Here is a 17,556-nt window from a genome sequence, read left to right as displayed (position 1 = left end):
CGAACCAGCCCCATGCCCATTTTTCACCTGTTTCTGGTTGCCCTCGTCCAGGGCGTGACCGAGTTCCTGCCGGTCTCTTCATCCGGCCACCTGATTCTGCTGCCGCGCCTGACCGGCCTTGACGATCAGGGCCTCGCCGTGGACGTGGCGGCGCATGTGGGCACCCTTGGCGCGGTGATCTGGGTGTTCCGCCAGGACGTGGGGCGTGCCGTTGCCGGCATTCCGCCCTTGTTGCGCGGTCGCATCGACGGGCAGAACGCGTGGCTGGCCCTGTGTCTGGCCATCGCCACGGTGCCGGTGCTGCTGGCCGGGCTGCTCTTGAAGCTTTCCGGGCTGGATGACGCGCTGCGCTCGACCGCCGTCGTGGGATGGTCGACCATCGTCTTCGGCCTGCTGCTCTACTGGGCCGATCATACCGGAGGCCGCGACCGTTCGGCCGAACGCTGGCGGCTGTCCGACGCACTGATCATGGGATGTGCGCAGATCCTGGCGCTGATCCCCGGCACGTCACGGTCGGGCATCACCATCACCGCGGGCCGCAAGCTGGGCTACGATCGCACCGACGCGGCACGCCTGTCGATGCTGATGTCCGTGCCGGTGATCGCGGCCTCGGGGCTGTTGCTGTCGCTGGACGTGGCGTCGCAGGCCGACATGGACATGGCACGCGACATGGTGCTGGTGGCGGTCTTCTCGTTCGTCGCCGCCTTCGTCGCGCTGAAGCTGATGTTCCGCCTGCTGCGCTCGGTCAGCTTCACGCCTTACGTGATCTACCGCCTGTGCCTGGGCACGCTGCTGCTTTGGATCGCCTATACCTAAGCGGCCCGCGCCTCAGCGCAGGTTGCGCGCGCTTTCCTTGATCGCGGCATACTGGCCCGAGGGGCGGAAGCGCCACAGGTAGTCGGGCAGCACCGCCTCGGTCGCCGTGGGCTCGATCCCGAGATCGGCGAAGGTCCTGACCCCCTCGCCCACCACGTTGTCGCGGGACAGGTTCTCGACCTGGTCGCGGCTGAGCGGCCCGCGGATCAGCCCGAAGCTCATGGTCTTCAGCAGGTCGAACCCGCTGCCCATGATCCGGCCCAGCCACAGCGGTGCCGAGACGATCAGCCGGCGGCGGCGGATCACCGACAGCATCTCGGACATGAGCTCGCGGAAGGTGTTCACGTCCGGCCCGCCCAGCCCGTAGATTCCCGGCTCGGCCTTGCCCAGCAAAGCCAGCTCGGCGGCCTTGGCCACGTCGTCCACATAGACCGGCTGGAACTTCACCCCGCCGTTCACCAGCGGCACGAAGGGCGACAGGATCGACATGGTGGCGAAGCGGTTGAAGAACTCGTCCTCGGGGCCGAAGATGATTGACGGACGCAGGATCACCGCGCCCGGGAACGCCTCCTGCACCGCCCGCTCGCCGGCGGCCTTGGTGCGGGCGTATGCGCTGGGGCTGTTCTCGTCGGCGCCGATGGCCGAGATCTGCACGAGGCGGCCCACGTTCTCCTCGGCCGACAGGCGCGCGATCCGCGCCGCGCCGTCCTGCTGCAGTGCCGCGAAGGTCTGCTTGCCGCCCTCTGCCAGGATGCCCACGCAATTCACCACCGCGTCGGCTGCGGCCACGACGGCGCGCACGGAATTGTCGTCGCGGATGTTGCAGAAGATTGGCTCGACCTGGCCGACGACGCCGTACTGGCGGACGAAATGCGCCTCGTGCGGATGGCGGCAGGCGACGCGGACACGCCAGCCAAGGCTTGCCATCCGGTGCGCGATGTAGCGTCCGACGAAGCCGGATCCCCCGATGATCGTGACCAGTTTTGCCATGGCGACATTCCTTCGTGGGTGAGCGTCTGAGGGTGTAGGACGCCTGCCCTCACCGCACAAGCCGCAATTCGAAATTGCCCGTCTGTTTGGCGTTGACACCCCCCGCGAGCGGCTTTAGACGGCGCCTCACGACACCGGCCCAGGTGGCGGAATGGTAGACGCGCTAGCTTCAGGTGCTAGTGTCCGTATGGACGTGGAGGTTCGAGTCCTCTCCTGGGCACCAATTCCCCCATGTAATGCTTTTGCCCCCGAGTTTCGCCTCGGGACGGCGTGACAGTCGTACATGGCGCGGTGTCAGGGATCACCCAGCACATCCGTCGAGGCAGGGCCCCGCGTCACCCGGAACATATTCCAGAATCATCAGGCGCACCATTCCGCGCCTGAGGTTTCAGGCTCCATCGAGGACATGGTCGGCCTCGCGCGCCGCTGCGACTGCGCTGCCGCCCCTACGGTACTGCTGCAAGAACCGGTGCAACGGATCACTTGCGGGAGCCCTGGTGGCGCCATCGCCGCTTGGCGAATGGCCTATCGCAACAAGGCGACGGGACCCTTCCGCCGTGTCGCGATCGTGGGAGCATTTGCCGACCGCGATGGACCGAAGCGATCACAGATCGCCACGTAAATGGAAACTTTCCGGAAGGCACACGTTGCCGAACCCAAGCGACCGCAGACGGAAAGGAAGTCCGTGATGAACCAGATCACCACAGTCAATCCAGCGACCGAAGAACCGATCGAAACCTATGACCTGATGACCGACGACGCCGTGAAGAACGCGGTACAGGCCTGTCATGACGCATTCCTGCAATGGCAGCAGAAGCCAGCCGAGGACCGCGCCAAAGTCATCCGCGCCATCGGCGAGGAGCTTCGCGCCAACAAGGACGAGTTCGCACAGCTGATGACCCGCGAAGTCGGCAAGCTCATCGGCGACAGCCAGCAGGAGGTCGAGCTCTGCGCCGCCATCTGCGACTACACGGCCGAGAACGGCCCCGGTGAGCTGGCAGACGAAGAGCGTGACATTCCCGGCGGCACGGGTGTCGTCAGCTACGAGCCGATCGGGGTGATCTACGGCATCCAGCCGTGGAACTTCCCCTGCTACCAGGCCGTGCGCTATGCCATCGCCAACCTCATGGCCGGCAACGGCGTGCTTCTGAAGCACGCCGAGAACTGCACCGGGTCGGGCCTGTTCCTGAAGCGCGTGTTCGAGGCGGCCGGCCTGCCCAAGGACCTTTTCACCGTGCTGATCATCGACCACGACCAGTCCGACAAGGTGATCGAGAACGATCTCGTCCGAGGCGTGACGCTGACGGGCAGTGATGGCGCGGGCCGCATCGTGGCCGCCAAGGCCGGTGAGAACCTGAAGAAGACCGTGCTCGAGCTGGGGTCGAACGACGCCTACATCGTGCTGGACGACGCCGATCTCGACGTGGCGGTGGACGCCTGCGTCAACGGGCGGCTCTACAACAACGGCCAGACCTGCGTGAACGCCAAGCGCTTCATCGTGACGGCGAAGAACTACGACGCCTTCGTCGAGCGCTATGCCGAGAAGATGAGCGCCATCGAGTTGGGCGACCCCACCGACGAGAACACGAAGCTCGGGCCGATGGCGCGCGACGACCTGCGCGACAAGCTGGCGAGCCAAGTGGACGAAAGCGTCGAGAAGGGCGCGCGCGCCATCGTCGGCGGCTCGGTCCCGGACCGGACGGGCGCCTACTACCCGGCCACCGTCCTCGTCGACGTGAAGCCCGGGCAGCCGGCCTATGACGACGAGCTGTTCGGGCCGGTCGCCTCGGTCATCAAGGCCGAAGACGACGAAGACGCCATGCGGATCGCCAACGACAGCCGCTACGGCCTTGGCGGCGGGATCTTCTCGACCGACGAGGCACGGGCGCGCAAGCTCGCGTCCGAGCGCTTCGACACCGGCATGGTCTCGGTCAACGGGTTCAACATCGCGATCCCGAACATGCCCTTTGGCGGCGTGAAGGATTCGGGTTATGGCCGCGAGCACGGCGGCTTCGGCATGAAGGAATTCGTCAACGCCAAGTCGGTCTACGTGATGGACGCGCAAGACGCCGCGTAAGCCGTCTCGAAACGAACATCTGCCCCTTCGGCGCCGCCCCGCCGGCGTCGATAGGGCGAACCGGCGCGCGCCGCGAAGGCGCGCGTCGGCACTGTGCGACGCGGGGCTCCCGACATCCTCTGTGCCGCCCGCCCTACGCCATGTAGGTGCGGAACCAGGCGATCATGCGCTCCTCGGCCAGTTGCGCGGCAGCGGCGTCGTAGCGCGGCGTGGTGTCGTTGTGGAAGCCGTGGTTCACGCCGGGATAGATATGCGCCTCGTATCGCTTGTCGTTTTCCTCCATCGCCAGCTGGAACGGCGGCCACATGGCGTTGATCCGCCCGTCCAGCGCGGCAAGCTGCACCATCAGCGGCGCCTGGATGTCGGCGACCTGCGCGGCATCCGGGAAAGACCCGTAGAACGGCACACCCGCCGCCATCTCCGGATAGGCGACGGCAAGCCGGTTCACCACGCCACCGCCGTAGCAGAAGCCCGTGGCACCGACCTTGTCGTTGGTGCCGTCGAGCGCCTGCAGGTATTCGAACCCCGCGAAGAAGTCGTTCAGCAGCGCCTGCTGGTCGAGGCTACGCTGCATCTCGCGGCCCTCGTCGTCGGTGCCGGGATAGCCGCCCAGCGACGACAGGCCGTCCGGCCCCATGGCGATGAACCCGGCCTTGGCCAGCCGGCGCACCACGTCGCGGATATAGGGGTTGAGCCCGCGGTTCTCGTGCACGACCAGGACCGCCGCGGGCGGGTTGTCGGGGTCGATCTCGGCCGGGCGCACCAGGTAGGCGGAGATGTCGCCGGTGCCGTTGGGGCTGGAATAGACGATATCCTCGCCGCTGATATCCGGGTCGTCGTGCGCCACCTGCTGCGCCAGCGCGTAGTTCGGCGACAAGGTGTTCAGGATGGCCGCGGCGGTCAGCCCGCCCACGGCCCATTTCCCGGCCCGGTCCAGGAACTCGCGCTTCGAGATCTTTCCGTGCGCGTAGTAGTCGTAGAGATCCAGGAGATCCTGGTCGAAATCCGCCGCGGTCAGGCGGCGCTGCGGTGATTGCTCATTCATGGCGAGACTCCCTGCCGAAAACGCAGGAACAGCTTACGCAGAGACTCGCGCGGGGCTTCATCGCGTTTTCGTGTGCCGGGCGCGACGATACTGCGCCCGGACACCTCAGATGATCGCGCGCCGCAGCTTGGCCGACACCCATTCGCTGACCACGACGGTGCCCAGGATCAGAAGCAGGATCACCGCGACCTCGTCCCACGACAGGGTGTTGATCGACGCGTTCAGCTTCAGGCCGATGCCGCCCGCGCCGACAAGGCCCAGGATCGTGCTTTCGCGGATGTTGATATCCCAGCGAAAGACGGAAATCCCCCAGAAGGCCGGCATGATCTGCGGCACGATCCCGTAGCTCAGCACCTGCAACCCGCCCGCGCCGGTGGCGCGCACGGCCTCGATCTGGCGGCGGTCGGTCTCTTCGATGGCCTCGTAGAGCAGCTTGCCCACGAACCCGATCGAGCGCAGCGCGATCGCCACGATCCCGGCCAGCAGGCCCGGCCCGATGATCGCCACCAGGAGCAGCGCCCAGATCAGCGAATTGATCGACCGCGACGCCACGATGATGAACAGCGCGATGGGCCGCAGGATCGTCGCCGATGGCGTGGTGTTGCGGGCGGCCAGGAATGCCACGGGCACCGCCATGATGACCCCGCCGATCGTGCCGAGCGTGGCGATGTTGATGGTGTCCCACAGCGGCCCCATCAGCTCGGGCAGGTAGCCCCATTCCAGCGGCCACATCCGCGCGCCGATATCGGCGGCCTGCCGGGGCGCGTCGGTCACGAAGGCCCAGATCGTGTTCTCGGTCATCAGCTGCCAGCACCAGACGAACAACGCGACCAGCGCCACCCACCCGGTCCAGATCAGCAGGCGCTTGCGGGGCGTACGGCGCTGCCAGACGGCGCTGTATGTATCGGTCGTGGTCATTGCAGGAACTTCCGCAGATAGCTCGACCCGTATTCCGCCACCATGACGATGGCGATGATCAGCAGAAGGATCGCGCCAGCGCTGTCGTATTCATAGCGGTCGATGGCCGTGTTCAGGGTGGCGCCGATGCCGCCCGCGCCGACGATCCCGATCACCGCGCTTTCGCGGAAATTGATGTCGAGCCGATAGAGCGACAGGCCGATCAGCCGCGGCATCACCTGCGGCTGGACCGAGTAGTTGACCATCTGCCACCAAGATGCGCCGGTGGAGCGGACCGCCTCGACCTGGCCCGGCTCGATCTCCTCGATGTCGTCGGCCAGCAGTTTCGCCAGGAAGCCGATGGTGGCGAAGGACAGGGTCAGGAAGCCGGCGAACGGCCCGAAGCCGAACATGGCCACCAGGAAGATCGCGATGATGATCTCCTGCAGGGCGCGGCTGACGGCGATGATGCTGCGGCAGACGAAGTAGATGGGCGCCGGCGCGATGTTCGACGCCGCGCCGATGCCAACCGGCACCGACAGCAGAACGCCGACCACCGTCGAGGTCAGCGTCATGGTCAGACTTTCCACCAGCCCGCGCGAGATATCGCCCCAGCGGCTGACGAAATCGGGCTGAAGGAACCCGGCGGCGAAACGGCCGCCGCGCTCCAGCCCGGCGGCGACGCGGGCCCAGTCGACCTCGAGCGTGCCGATGGCGACGGCGAGGTAAAGCGCGATGGCGAACTGGATGGCATAGCGCAGCCGCGCCGACTTGATCAGCTGCGGCGGGCGGCGCCACGTCGTGGGATAGGACGTGCTCATTGCGCGATGGCCTCGAGCCGGCGCTGCGCGTCGGCCTCGGCCTCGGCCTGGTCGGCATCGCCCTTGCGCATGGCGTTCCAGTCCTCGGCGCCGTAGATCGTGGTCAGCGCGTCCTCGGTCAGCTCGGACGGTGCGCCGTCGAACACGATGCGGCCGGCCCGCAGGCCCACGATGCGCTGCATGAACTGCTGCGCCAGCGGCACGTCGTGGATGTTCACGATGGCGGGCAGGCCGCGTTCCTGGCAGATCTCGGTGATCAGCCGCATGATCTGGCGCGATGTCTTGGGATCCAGGCTGGCGGTGGGTTCGTCGACCAGCAGAAGCTCGGGCTCCTGCGCCAGCGCGCGGGCGATGCCGACCCGCTGCCGCTGACCGCCCGACAGGGCGTCGGCGCGGCTGTCGGCCTTGTCCATCAGGCCCACGCGGTCCAGCAGCCGGTAGGCCTGCTGCACGTCGCGCGCCGGATAGCGGCGCAGGAAGCTGCGCCAGAACGGCACGTAGCCCAACCGCCCCGACAGCACGTTCTCCATAACCGTCAGCCGTTCGACCAGCGCGTATTCCTGGAAGATCATCCCGATGCGGCGGCGCGCACGGCGCAGGTCGGCCTTGCCCAGCTGCGCCAGATCCTCGTCGCCCAGCCGCACGGCGCCCGTGGTGGGCTCGACCAGCCTGTTGATGCAGCGGATCAGCGTGGATTTACCGGCACCCGACGGGCCGATCAGGCCCAGGATCTCGCCCTTGGGCACGGTCAGGGTCACATCGCTCAGGGCCGGGTCGCCCCCGGCATAGCTTTTCGACAGCCCCTCGAGATGAAGCATTCGGACATCCTTCGAATGACGAAACGGGCGGCCGGTGCCGCCCGTCCCTGTTTGACGTGTGTCGTGGCTCAGTTGCAGTCGTAGGAGACGCCGTTGGCCTCGTCGATGGTGCGGATCACTTCCCAGTTTTCCTGGAAGGTGATCTCGATGAACTTGTCCTCGCCGTTGCGACCGAATTCCTCGGCCAGCGCGGTGCCTTCCCAGTCGTAGCTGAAGAACGCCTCGCGGATGGCGTCCTGCAATTCGGGCGTCAGGTTGTAGACGGTGCCGTAGGCCGTGGTCGGGAAGGTCTGCGACTGGTACACGACCTCGATCTGGTCGGGTGTCACCACTTCGCGATCCAGCATCCGGTCCTTGACCGAGTTGGCGATCGACGCGGCGATGTAGTCCTGGTTCGCCACGCCGAGGATCGACGCGTCATGCGCGCCCGAGAACGCGGTCTCGAAATCCTCGCCCGCGACCAGGCCGAATTCGGCCTTGAGAATCGCCGACGGCGCCTTGAAGCCCGAGTTCGACGTCTCCGAGGTGAAGGCCAGCGACTTGCCCTCGAGGTCTGCGACCTCGCTGATGCCGGAGCCGGGATAGGTGATGATCTCCATCTCGTAACCGAAAGACCCGTCCTCGGCCGCCATCATGGCGAAGGGACGGAAGCCCGCGCAGGCCACGGCCAGCGGGTTCGACCCGGTGTTGAAGCCCGCCACGTGCAGGCGGCCGGCGCGCATCGCCTCGATCTGGGCGGCGTTCGAATTGACCGGGAAGAACTGCACGTTCTTGCCGGTGACCTCGGACATGTGGTCCAGGAAACCCTGCCAGACCTCGGCGTAGACGGCCGGATCCTCGACCGGGGTATAGGCGAAGATCAGCGTGCTCGGGTCGAGCAGCTCGGACTCGTCGGTCGGAATGTCGGCGATCAGGTCGCCGTCCTCGTCGGAGTAGCGGTCGCCCAGCTGGAACTCGGCATGGGCCGGCACGGCGGTCATCAGGGCGGCGATGGCGGCGAATGTGGTGATGGTCTTCATGTGTCTCCCCAGACTTGGTGTGTGGCGGCCTTCTAGGGGCGGAATGCAACGGGCAGATGACACTGCCTGCGACATTCGCCGGACCTTGGGCCCGAGCCTACGCCGCGAATTGTCCGAGTGGCAATCATTTGGGCAGGTCCGCAGGCCGTCTGCCGCGAAAAAGGGCCACGCGGAAATTCCGGCCCGGTGCAGACCGCGGATCACCGCGCCAGGGCGCGCACCAGCCCGGCATCCGGGAAACAGGTGGGCGCACGGCCGTTCGCCTGCTGCCACGCCCCGATGGAGCGGCGCGTCTTGAACCCCGCCAGCCCGTCGGCGCCGCCCACGTCGTGGCCCAGCGCCTCGAGCCCGCGCTGCATCGCCGCCACGTCCGAGCGCATGAGCCCCCCGACATCGCCCCAGCGCCCGGTGAAGTCGCCGACGCCATAGGCGATCCGGTCGCCCACGTGCCCCACGAACAGCGCGTAGAGGTCGCTGTTGTTGTAATCCTTCAGCACGTAGAAATTCGGGGTGACGATGAAGGCCGGGCCGTACCGGCCCGCCGGCATCAGAAGCGATCCGGGCTGGCGCAGCTCGTGGTCCGGGAAGGGCCGGCCCGACACGCGGGTGACCCCGGCGGCCACCCAGTCGGCGATGGGCCGCGCCCGGTCTGGCCCCTCCAGCGCGCAGGAGACCGCATCGGGCACCCGCACCTCGAAGCCCCAGTCGCGGCCCGCCTGCCAGCCGTGCCGCGCAAGGTAGTTGCCGATGGACGCGATGGTGTCGGCCTCGGACCGCCAGATATCCGCCCGCCCGTCGCCATTGCCGTCCGCGGCATACTCAAGAAAGTTCGACGGCATGAATTGCGGCTGGCCCAGCGCGCCGGCCCAGCTGCTTTTCATGGCACCCGGCGGCGCGTGCCCCGCCTCGGCGATGCGCAGGGCGGCCAGCAATTCGCCGGTGAAATACTCCGCGCGGCGCGACATGAAGCCCTTGGTTCCCAGCACCCGGAAAGCGTCGTGGGGGATGTCCACGCGACCATAACCCGACTCGCGCCCCCAGATGCCCAGGATGATATGTCCCGGCACGCCCGTGGCGCGCGTCACCGCGGCCAGCGTATTGGCATGGGTGCGTGCCATCTGCCGCCCGACCGAGGTCGCGCCATCGACGGACCCGCGGTTGAAATAGCGTCCGGGATTGCCGAACTCGGCCTGCCGCTGTCGGCGCGGGCCGGTCGTGCTGCCCGGCGGCACCAGGTCGGGCAGGTCCCAGTCCAGCCGCACGCCGCCGAAGGCGCTTTGAAAGGTCTCGCGCGACACGCCGGCGCGCCGGGCGGCAGGCCAGATGGTGTCGGACAGCCAGGACTGGAATTGCCGCTCGACCGCGGCGCGGTCCTGCGCCACCGCCGGCGCGACGAGGGTGAGGCCCATCAGGGCGGCGGCAAGGATCTGGCGGAACATGGCAAACCTTCGCTGAACGGGAACAGGGCGCAACCCTAGGTCGCGCCCCGTCCTCGCTCAACCCCCGGCAGGAGCGGCGGTCAGTCCGCGCCGCGCACCCCGATCTGCGCGTCCGGCGCGGGCGAGAATACCCGCTGCGCCAGGAACACCGCGACCGCCGCGCCCACGCCGATCAGGTCGGTCACGATGCCGCCCTCGATCATGAACAGGGCCGCCACGACGAGCCCCGCACGCAGGAACCATGGCGGACGCGAACCCAGGAACCATCCCTGCACCCCGGCGCTCAGCAGGAAGACCCCGAAGACCACGGTGGCGCCCGCGCGCAGCACCTCGATCACGCCGCCATCCATCAGAAGCGCGCTGTTGTAGAAGAACATGAAGGGCACGATGAAGGCCGCGATGCCGATCTTGAAGGACGCGACCGAGGTCGACATGGGGTTCGCCCCCGAGATCCCAGCCGCCGCGTAACTGGCCAGCGCCACGGGTGGCGTGATGGCCGAGACGACGGCGAAATAGAACACGAAGAAATGCGCCGTCAGCTGCGGGATCCCGATCTCGACCAGGCCCGGCGCGACCACCGACGCAGCCACCGCATAGGCCGCCGTGGTCGGCATCCCCATCCCCAGCAGGATCGCGATGCACATGGCGAACATCAGCGCCAGAAGCTGGCTGAGCCCGGCCAGGTTCAGCAGCAGCGCCGAGAAGCGCGCGCCGATCCCGGTCAGGCTGATGACGCCCACGATGATGCCCGCAGCCGCACAGACCGCGATGATCTGGATCGACATGAGACCGGCAAGCTCGAACGCCCGAAAGATCGCGCGCGGCCCCATGCGCACCGGTGTCAGCCAGCTGACGACGGCGGCGGCGATGGTGGCCAGCGTGCCCGCCCGGATCACCGAGTAGCCCATGAACAGCGCGGCGATCAGGATGATGATCGGCACGAACAGGTAGACCCGCTTCACCATCGCCTTGAGGCGCGGCAGCTCGTCCTCGCGCATCCCGCGCATGCCCAGCTTGGCGGCCTCGAAATCGACCATGAAGTAGATCGACACGAAATACAGAACCGCCGGGATGATCGCGGCGAAGGCGATCTCGGTGTAGGGGATGCCCGTGATCTCGGCCATGATGAAGGCGCCCGCGCCCATGATCGGCGGCATGATCTGCCCGCCGGTCGAGGCGCCGGCCTCGATCGCGCCGGCGGTTTCCTTCTTGTAGCCCACCTTCTTCATCAGCGGGATCGTCAGGCTGCCGGTGGCGACCACGTTGCCCGCGCTGGTGCCGTTGATCATGCCCATGAGGCCGGACGCGAAGATCGCGACCTTCGCCGGGCCGCCCCGCGCGCGCCCGGCGGCGGCGAAGGCGAAGTTGATGAAGTAATCACCGACCTTCGACGCCTGCAGGAAAGCGGCGAAGATGATGAACAGGATGATGTAGGTCGAGCTGACCGCCGTGGTCGGCCCGAGGATGCCCGCATCGGAATAGACGTGCCCGAAGAACCGCTGCCAGGTGTAGGCGGACTGCACCGCGAGGATGCCGGGCATCAGGTGCGCGGTAAAGGTGTAGATCAGGAAGATCCCGGCGATGATGACCAGCGCCAGGCCCGCGACCCGGCGGGTCAGTTCGAGGATGAGGGCCGATCCGGCGGTGGCGGCGAAGGCCACGCCGATGGGCACGAAGGACGTCCCGACCGAGTTGCGCGCGGCGGTCGAGTAGATCGGGATCAGGTACATCGCGACCACGACGCCGCACAGGCCCATGACGATGTCCGAGGTGGCGACGCGCCCGCGGGGCTGCCGTTCGAACCAGCCCAGGGCGATGCCGCCGAAGGTGGCGATCAGCAGCGGGATGCCGAAGCCCCAGACCTCCTGCGCGAAGATCTCGGTGCCGGGGAACGCGGCCCAGGTGGTCAGGCCGCCCATCTCGGGCAACTCGCCGCTGTTCATCAGGAGGATGAACTGCAGCACCGTCCACACCGACACGACCAGCGGGATGAACAGCACGTATCCCGCAAGGCTCAGCGTGCGGGTCGGCGCGGTCTCGCCCTCGTCGGGGAACCGGTGCGCGGCGAAGAAAAGGAAGCCCAGGACCAGCGCACCCGCGATGTGCACGATGCGGAAATTCCAGGTTTCGAGCGGGAATTGCGGCAGGAACGGCAGCTCGATCCCCGTGTAGTCCGAGATCGAAACGCCGTTCAGCGCGGCCATGTGGAACGCCGCGTAGAGCCCGGCCACCACGGCGGCGAAAACGGCGAGATTGCCCGAGAAATCGCGGCGATTGGGTTCGACCGGTTCTTCGTCGACGCCTTCGGCAAAGACGGGTTCGAGAACCTCGTCGATTTCCTCGGTCCGGCCGGTTTCGCTCGATTGGGACATGCGCCTTCTCCCCTTCAGGTCATGCCGGGGGGCCATCGCGGCCCCCGATACTATAACGCCGCGCCCCTCTCGGGGCACGGCGCGATCTTAGCGACGTATCCGTCTTTTTACATGTTCGAGTAGATCATGTCCTCGGAAATATCCGCATCGGCGTTTTCCATGAACCACTCGGCCGCACCGGGATGCCATTTCATCACGGTGTTCTTGTCCCAGTTCTCGGGCAGCGTCGACGAAGCCGCGCGGTGGATGTTCACCATCCGCTCGTTATCCGACATGACCACGTCCACGACCGCCTTCACGAAGCTGGCGGGCAGGTCGCAGTTGGCGATGGCGAAGTTCCACATGGACACCGAACGCGCGGGCTCTTCCAGCGTGGTGTAGGTGTCGGCCGCGATCTCGAACTGCGACACGGGGAAGGCATCCAGGATGGTCTGCTGCTCTTCCTCGGTGAACTCGATGATGTTCACGTCGGTCTGCACTTCCAGCTGGCTGACCGCCGGCACCGGCACGCCCGCCGCGAAGGCGATCACGTCCAGAAGGCCGTCCTGCAGCTGGCCGCCCAGGTCGGACCAACCGCCGTTGCGACGCTCGAAGTCGACGCCCAGCTCTTCCATCATGCGCGGGAAGTAGGTGTCCGAGGTCGAGCCGGCGGGGCCGAAGCCGATCCGCGCGCCCTCGGGGATGTCCGAGACCGACTCGATGCCCGACGACGACAGCGCGGTCACGCTGAAGGGCGTCTGATACATCGGGAACATGGCGCAGGCATTGGTCATCTGCAGGCCCGGCGCGATGGGGTTGGTGCCTTCCAGCGATTCCGCCGCGGGGCCCATGGTGGTCATGCCGAACTGCGCCTCGCCGGTGTGGACCAGCGCCATGTTCTGCATCGGGCCGCCAGTGACTTCGCCGCCGCCGGTCAGGCCCAGCTCTTCGGCGACCAGGTTGGCCCAGCCCGAGCCGTAGGCGAAGTAGGTGCCGCCTTGCGAGGCGGTGCCGACGGTGAAGCTTTCGGGCCAGCCTTCACGGTTCTCGTGCTCGGCGGCGAAGGCGGTGGTTGCCGTCAGGCTCAGCCCGATCGCGGCGACCTGGATCACGTTCGCAGTTGTCATGTCTTCTCCCTTGGTTCTTCCGGTCCGTCCCGTTCCCGCTTCGGCGTATTCGGTGCCGCGGCGACACACGGGCAGGACGATTTGCGGCAGGTCCGCTTGGCGGCCCACCATGCAGACGCAAGAAATGGGCCAAATGCGGAACATGGCAAGAGATTCGAAGCATGATTGCGCCATCATCGGTACAGCCGGACAGATAATTGCGCGCATCAGTCGTGAGCCCGTGGCGTCGACCAACCCTCAGTTGCTTCGCAAGGCAACTGTGCCCGCTAGGTCACAGGCGAGGGCCACACAAGCAAACGGGTGAATCCGGCCAACCGAGCGATCGCGTCCCGATCAGGGGCGTTCGGCTGATTTTTTCTGTAGGCGCGCGCGTAATGCGTCGCCTCACCTCATTTGATTTCAATGAGTTAGGCTACTGTCTTGGCGGAAAGCTTTTCGCCAAGTTAGCGCAAAGCTTTTCGCGTCTCGTCTTCTGGCACCGTTTGGGGCGTTAGCTTTCCAGCCTGCATCTGATAGCGGTTTTCTCTTTGTGTATGAAGCCAGAGCAGACGAAGGATCTCAGGCAGATCAAGCCCGAGATCAGCGCGCTACCGCAGCCGGACCGTCGAGCAAGAAGGTGAGCCATCGAAAAATGCCATGAACCGCCACGGGCTGCCACGCGTAGCCTAAAGGTATAGGGGGTGTCCGCAAACCGTGTTCGTCCGCTATGCGAACATTCCTGCGGCTCACTGCGAGCCTCTCATCTCGCTGACGGCCTGGATGGCTTGCAGGAATGAGTAGCACCATGCTCGGAAGTAGAGATTCTTGCTATCCCGCGCGATACGGCTCGAGGTTTCCAGCACGCCCAAGAAATCCACGCCCTCTCGCGGGAAGCTCCGCCAGCCACGCTCTGATCTGTCAGATCAGCCGCCGGAGCACCCGCAGGGCCGTATGCCCGCCAATCTCGACCTCGAAATCGACGTGACGGCGGAAATTCTCGAACTCATCGAAGCCTGGACCGGCTCCCACGCCAAAGCCGTTGCCAAGTATGACACCGAGCCGCTGCCATCCTTCGATAACGTGACCGCAGCCACGCTGGTGCGCCAAGGTCGTGCGGATGCTGTGAGGTCCTAGATCGAACGGATTGCTGAAGGCGATTTCCGATCGCTGCACGCCGGAAACAGGCGTTTGGCGGCCCCTCACTTCGCTCTGGAGGGTTCTGAAAGCGATGTGGCAAACATACCGGGACTGAACAGTGGCCGAAGGTGCCATCGTCATGAGGGGTCGAAAGAGAGCCCCATCCAACCGAGCATCGAGGTCCGCACTGCGACCAGAGCTGCCATTGGGATCACATGATTTGATGACATTCTCCGACCAGAAACCGGGCAATCATCGGACGCCGAAACTGTGCTCCGCGGTCCAGGGTTGGCCCATCATGAAATCGACGAACAGATGCGCGAGCCCATCTTTCGGGCTGTTGGACGGATAGATCGCGTAGACGTCGATCGGACGGAGCGTCACGCGCGGCACCAGTTGGACCAGCCGCCCCGCGCGAAAGTCATCGGCGACGAGCGGGTAGGTCTCGATCATGAACCCAAGACCTTCTTCGACGAACTTTCGAGCCATCGCAAAATTGTTGCAGGTCGCGACGACCCTCGGAGACCGAGTGGGAGCAGTCCCGTCGGCCAAGGTCGCGAATGCAGACCAGGAAATGGGCGGGCTCTGAATCCAGTCCCAATCCGCCAGATCCTCCATAGACTGCGGCTCAGGTCGTCCGTGGACGTAGGACGGCGCGGCAAAGACACAAAACTCGACGATGCCAAGCTTGCGGGCTTTGTAGCTGCTGTCGTCGAGATCGTGCATGCGGCCGCGAATGGCCACATCGACGTTCGATCCCTCCAAAGGAACGGTGTTATCTTCCAATTGAACCTTCAGATGCACGTCGGGGAAGGTCTGCGCAAAGCGGGTGAACGCCTCGACATAGGGGCTCTGCGCGAACGGGGTCGCTGCCGCGATCGTCAGTGTTCCCGTGGGCTGTTTCGCGCGCCGGTGGACGGCCGACAGCCCATCCAGAGCGGCGGCAGTCATTCGTTGACTGGCCGCCAGGAGTTCGGCTCCGGCATCGGTCAGCGAGATGCGGCGCGTGGACCGGTAGAGCAGCGGCGTGCCCAATTGCTCCTCTAGCGTCGAAACGTGATGGCTGATCACTGACGGCGACAGGTTCAGCGTCTTGGCGGCCTGCCGAAACGATCCAAGCTCGGCCACCGCCTGAAAGATTGCCATGGTTCTGAGCTGATCAATCATTGTTCGATCCTATCGAACGATAACTACGATAATGCAGGTATACTCGCACAAAACAGTTCATGTCACCCTTCAGTATGCCCGGCCGAACGCCCGGCACCATTGCTTGATCGGCAAGGTGCACGACCTCGAAAGGTTGCGCGAGATCAGCCGATCCCCGGCGGGCGATGCGATGATGCGCAAGTTCGGATTCATCGAACAGCTCTCCTATTTCCTGGAAGAGGCGTAGGTCATGTGGTTCTTGCGACCCAACCTTCGATCGATGAAGCAAAAGGCAGGAGGCGATCGTGGCGCTTCGAAGGCCGATAGGTCAGCAGACAATCGCATCCACCTGAGGCTCGCGGAGCTGACGTTTGCGCGTCGACATTTCGTTTGCTTTCCGATCCACGGCTTCTGAATTTCTGAGAGGTTAATCGATCTGCGCCGCCTAAAATGCCCTGCCGGCCGCGCAGCTCTCCCCGTCCAAGAGGCACCGTCAAAAGCCGCAATCGTGATGGATGATAATGAAATCGGACCCTCCGTTTCGAGGCGCTCCTCTCGTTCTGGCTTTAGGAGATCCCTATCCGCATGATCGACCGACTGCGGCATTGACTGCCGACAGACAGCGGATTGGGCCGTGAGTTGACACGTCCAGTTCACGCGGAAGGTGGTCGCTCGCTGCTGGTGGGCGACCCCGGTCACCAAGGGCGGGAAGCGGCCGTTCGCTGCGACGACATCAAGCGTCGGCTATGCGGACGAAACAGACATTAACTGTCTAAGTAGACACCGGTCCTTTCCCGCATCTCGGGATCGGGCGTCCAACATCCGAATAGGCGAGAAACATGACGATCTCGTGCGGCGCGGGATCGTCGGGAACACACAGCGTCATCGTATCGAAGTGATCGAACGACCACGGGTTGTCCTTGTGTCCGAGGGGCAGGTCGATCGACGTGCCGACGGCCCCGACCTTCAAGTTAGACGTAATGACGGCCTCGCCGCCGCCGGAGGCGGCGCGCATCGGCGCATCCAAACGGGGATGAATCACCGCGTCGCCGTGTTGCATATCCCCTGACGTCCCGACGATCGCGGCCTTTCCATAGGAAACCGGCGCATTGCCCAGCAACGCGACAGCCTGCTTCGCGAAGCGCTCCCCCAGGTCCGCACCGATCGCAAAAAGCGGGGATGGATCCTGTTCCAAGCGCCCGCTCAGGGCTTATATCAAAACAGAAGCATAACGCCGGCTTCAACCCGCCGGAAAACGCGCGCGAGTTCGATTAGCAATGGCAACGAGCGACAGCATCACGGGGACCTCTACAAGGACGCCGACCACGGTCGCCAGCGCGGCGCCGGAGTTGAGGCCGAACAGGCTGATCGCCACGGCAACGGCCAGCTCGAAGAAATTCGAGGTTCCAATCATGGCGCAAGGCGCGGCAATCTTGTGTGGCACGCGCAGCCACCATGCGGCACCATAGGCAAGCGCGAAGATTCCGTAGCTCTGGATCAGGATCGGAACGGCGATCAGCATGATGGTCAGCGGCTGGTTCAGGATTGCGCCGCCTTGCAGCCCGAAGAGGATCGCGACCGTTGCCACCAGTCCGATGATCGAGGCGGGCTTTACCCGGGCGGTGAAGGCGTCGATCCGGTCCGGCCCGCCCAGCACACGCCGTGTCGCCAGTCCGGCGGCCAGCGGCAGCACCACGTAGAGGACTGTCGCGAGCAAGAGGGTTTCCCAAGGAACCGCGATCTCGGTCACGCCGAGCAGCAGCGCCACGATCGGGGCGAATGCAACGATCATGATCAGGTCGTTCACCGACACCTGCACAAGCGTGTAGGTCTCGTCTCCGCGCGTCAGCTGCGACCAGACGAACACCATCGCGGTGCAGGGTGCTGCGCCCAG

15 protein-coding genes and 1 tRNA gene are annotated in these 17,556 nt (G+C 65.5%); 4 read left to right on the top strand and 12 right to left on the bottom strand.

Annotated elements, in window-relative coordinates:
• The first annotated feature begins 12 nt into the window (after positions 1-12).
• A complete protein-coding gene (locus tag BMX96_RS13050; protein ID WP_091845903.1) occupies positions 13-816 on the top strand; it encodes an undecaprenyl-diphosphate phosphatase in 804 nt (267 codons plus the stop codon).
• Positions 817-828: 12 nt separating this feature from the next.
• Here the strand turns inward: BMX96_RS13050 and BMX96_RS13045 are convergent, their stop codons facing one another.
• Positions 829-1,806, bottom strand: a complete 978-nt coding sequence (locus tag BMX96_RS13045; protein WP_091845902.1) for a complex I NDUFA9 subunit family protein — start codon at positions 1,804-1,806, stop codon at positions 829-831.
• A 137-nt stretch (positions 1,807-1,943) separates the two neighbouring features.
• Between BMX96_RS13045 and BMX96_RS13040 the strand changes: the two genes are divergently transcribed.
• Both BMX96_RS13040 and BMX96_RS13035 read left to right on the top strand, forming a co-directional pair.
• Positions 1,944-2,029 (top strand) — tRNA-Leu (locus tag BMX96_RS13040).
• 465 nt (positions 2,030-2,494) lie between these two features.
• Positions 2,495-3,883, top strand: a complete 1,389-nt coding sequence (locus tag BMX96_RS13035; protein ID WP_091845901.1) for an NAD-dependent succinate-semialdehyde dehydrogenase — start codon at positions 2,495-2,497, stop codon at positions 3,881-3,883.
• A 133-nt stretch (positions 3,884-4,016) separates the two neighbouring features.
• Here the strand turns inward: BMX96_RS13035 and yghX are convergent, their stop codons facing one another.
• The 8 genes from yghX to BMX96_RS12995 form a co-directional block, all read right to left on the bottom strand.
• On the bottom strand, positions 4,017-4,928 hold the full coding sequence (gene yghX / locus BMX96_RS13030; RefSeq protein ID WP_091845900.1) for a YghX family hydrolase: 912 nt from the start codon (positions 4,926-4,928) through the stop codon (positions 4,017-4,019).
• 105 nt (positions 4,929-5,033) lie between these two features.
• Positions 5,034-5,846 (bottom strand): phosphonate ABC transporter, permease protein PhnE, encoded by an 813-nt coding sequence (gene phnE, locus BMX96_RS13025; RefSeq protein ID WP_091845899.1) that lies wholly within the window; start codon positions 5,844-5,846, stop codon positions 5,034-5,036.
• Positions 5,843-6,646 (bottom strand): phosphonate ABC transporter, permease protein PhnE, encoded by an 804-nt coding sequence (gene phnE / locus BMX96_RS13020; protein ID WP_091845898.1) that lies wholly within the window; start codon positions 6,644-6,646, stop codon positions 5,843-5,845. The genes phnE (BMX96_RS13025) and phnE (BMX96_RS13020) overlap by 4 nt, the downstream gene beginning before the upstream one ends.
• Positions 6,643-7,464, bottom strand: a complete 822-nt coding sequence (gene phnC / locus BMX96_RS13015) for a phosphonate ABC transporter ATP-binding protein (protein WP_091845897.1) — start codon at positions 7,462-7,464, stop codon at positions 6,643-6,645. Before phnC ends, phnE (BMX96_RS13020) begins: the two co-directional genes overlap by 4 nt.
• A 68-nt stretch (positions 7,465-7,532) precedes the next feature.
• On the bottom strand, positions 7,533-8,483 hold the full coding sequence (gene phnD, locus BMX96_RS13010; protein WP_091845896.1) for a phosphate/phosphite/phosphonate ABC transporter substrate-binding protein: 951 nt from the start codon (positions 8,481-8,483) through the stop codon (positions 7,533-7,535).
• Between the two features lie 200 nt (positions 8,484-8,683).
• Positions 8,684-9,922 carry a lytic murein transglycosylase gene (locus BMX96_RS13005; protein WP_073127717.1) on the bottom strand — a complete coding sequence of 413 codons (1,239 nt, stop codon included), beginning with the start codon at positions 9,920-9,922 and terminating at the stop codon, positions 8,684-8,686.
• Positions 9,923-10,002: 80 nt separating this feature from the next.
• Positions 10,003-12,294 (bottom strand): TRAP transporter permease, encoded by a 2,292-nt coding sequence (locus BMX96_RS13000; RefSeq protein WP_091845895.1) that lies wholly within the window; start codon positions 12,292-12,294, stop codon positions 10,003-10,005.
• Positions 12,295-12,401: 107 nt separating this feature from the next.
• The gene (locus BMX96_RS12995; RefSeq protein ID WP_091846125.1) at positions 12,402-13,400 is read right to left on the bottom strand and encodes a TAXI family TRAP transporter solute-binding subunit; all 999 of its coding nucleotides are present in this window, start codon (positions 13,398-13,400) and stop codon (positions 12,402-12,404) included.
• Between the two features lie 930 nt (positions 13,401-14,330).
• Between BMX96_RS12995 and BMX96_RS12990 the strand changes: the two genes are divergently transcribed.
• A complete protein-coding gene (locus BMX96_RS12990; protein WP_091845894.1) occupies positions 14,331-14,513 on the top strand; it encodes a hypothetical protein in 183 nt (60 codons plus the stop codon).
• Between the two features lie 255 nt (positions 14,514-14,768).
• Here the strand turns inward: BMX96_RS12990 and BMX96_RS12985 are convergent, their stop codons facing one another.
• From BMX96_RS12985 to BMX96_RS12970, 3 genes are all read right to left on the bottom strand, one after another.
• Positions 14,769-15,683, bottom strand: a complete 915-nt coding sequence (locus BMX96_RS12985; RefSeq protein WP_091845893.1) for a LysR family transcriptional regulator — start codon at positions 15,681-15,683, stop codon at positions 14,769-14,771.
• Between the two features lie 751 nt (positions 15,684-16,434).
• Positions 16,435-16,857: an amino acid synthesis family protein gene (locus BMX96_RS12975; RefSeq protein WP_236737066.1), complete on the bottom strand. Its 423-nt coding sequence runs from the start codon at positions 16,855-16,857 to the stop codon at positions 16,435-16,437.
• A gap of 45 nt (positions 16,858-16,902) precedes the next feature.
• Positions 16,903-17,556: arsenic resistance protein (locus BMX96_RS12970; protein ID WP_175481744.1), on the bottom strand; the 654-nt coding region annotated here is incomplete at its 5' end.

This window comes from Palleronia pelagia (assembly GCF_900110115.1).
In the GTDB taxonomy this organism is placed as follows: domain Bacteria; phylum Pseudomonadota; class Alphaproteobacteria; order Rhodobacterales; family Rhodobacteraceae; genus Palleronia; species Palleronia pelagia.
The sequence above is the reverse complement of the archived record's forward strand: the minus strand, read 5'-3'. Positions and strand labels throughout refer to the sequence as shown.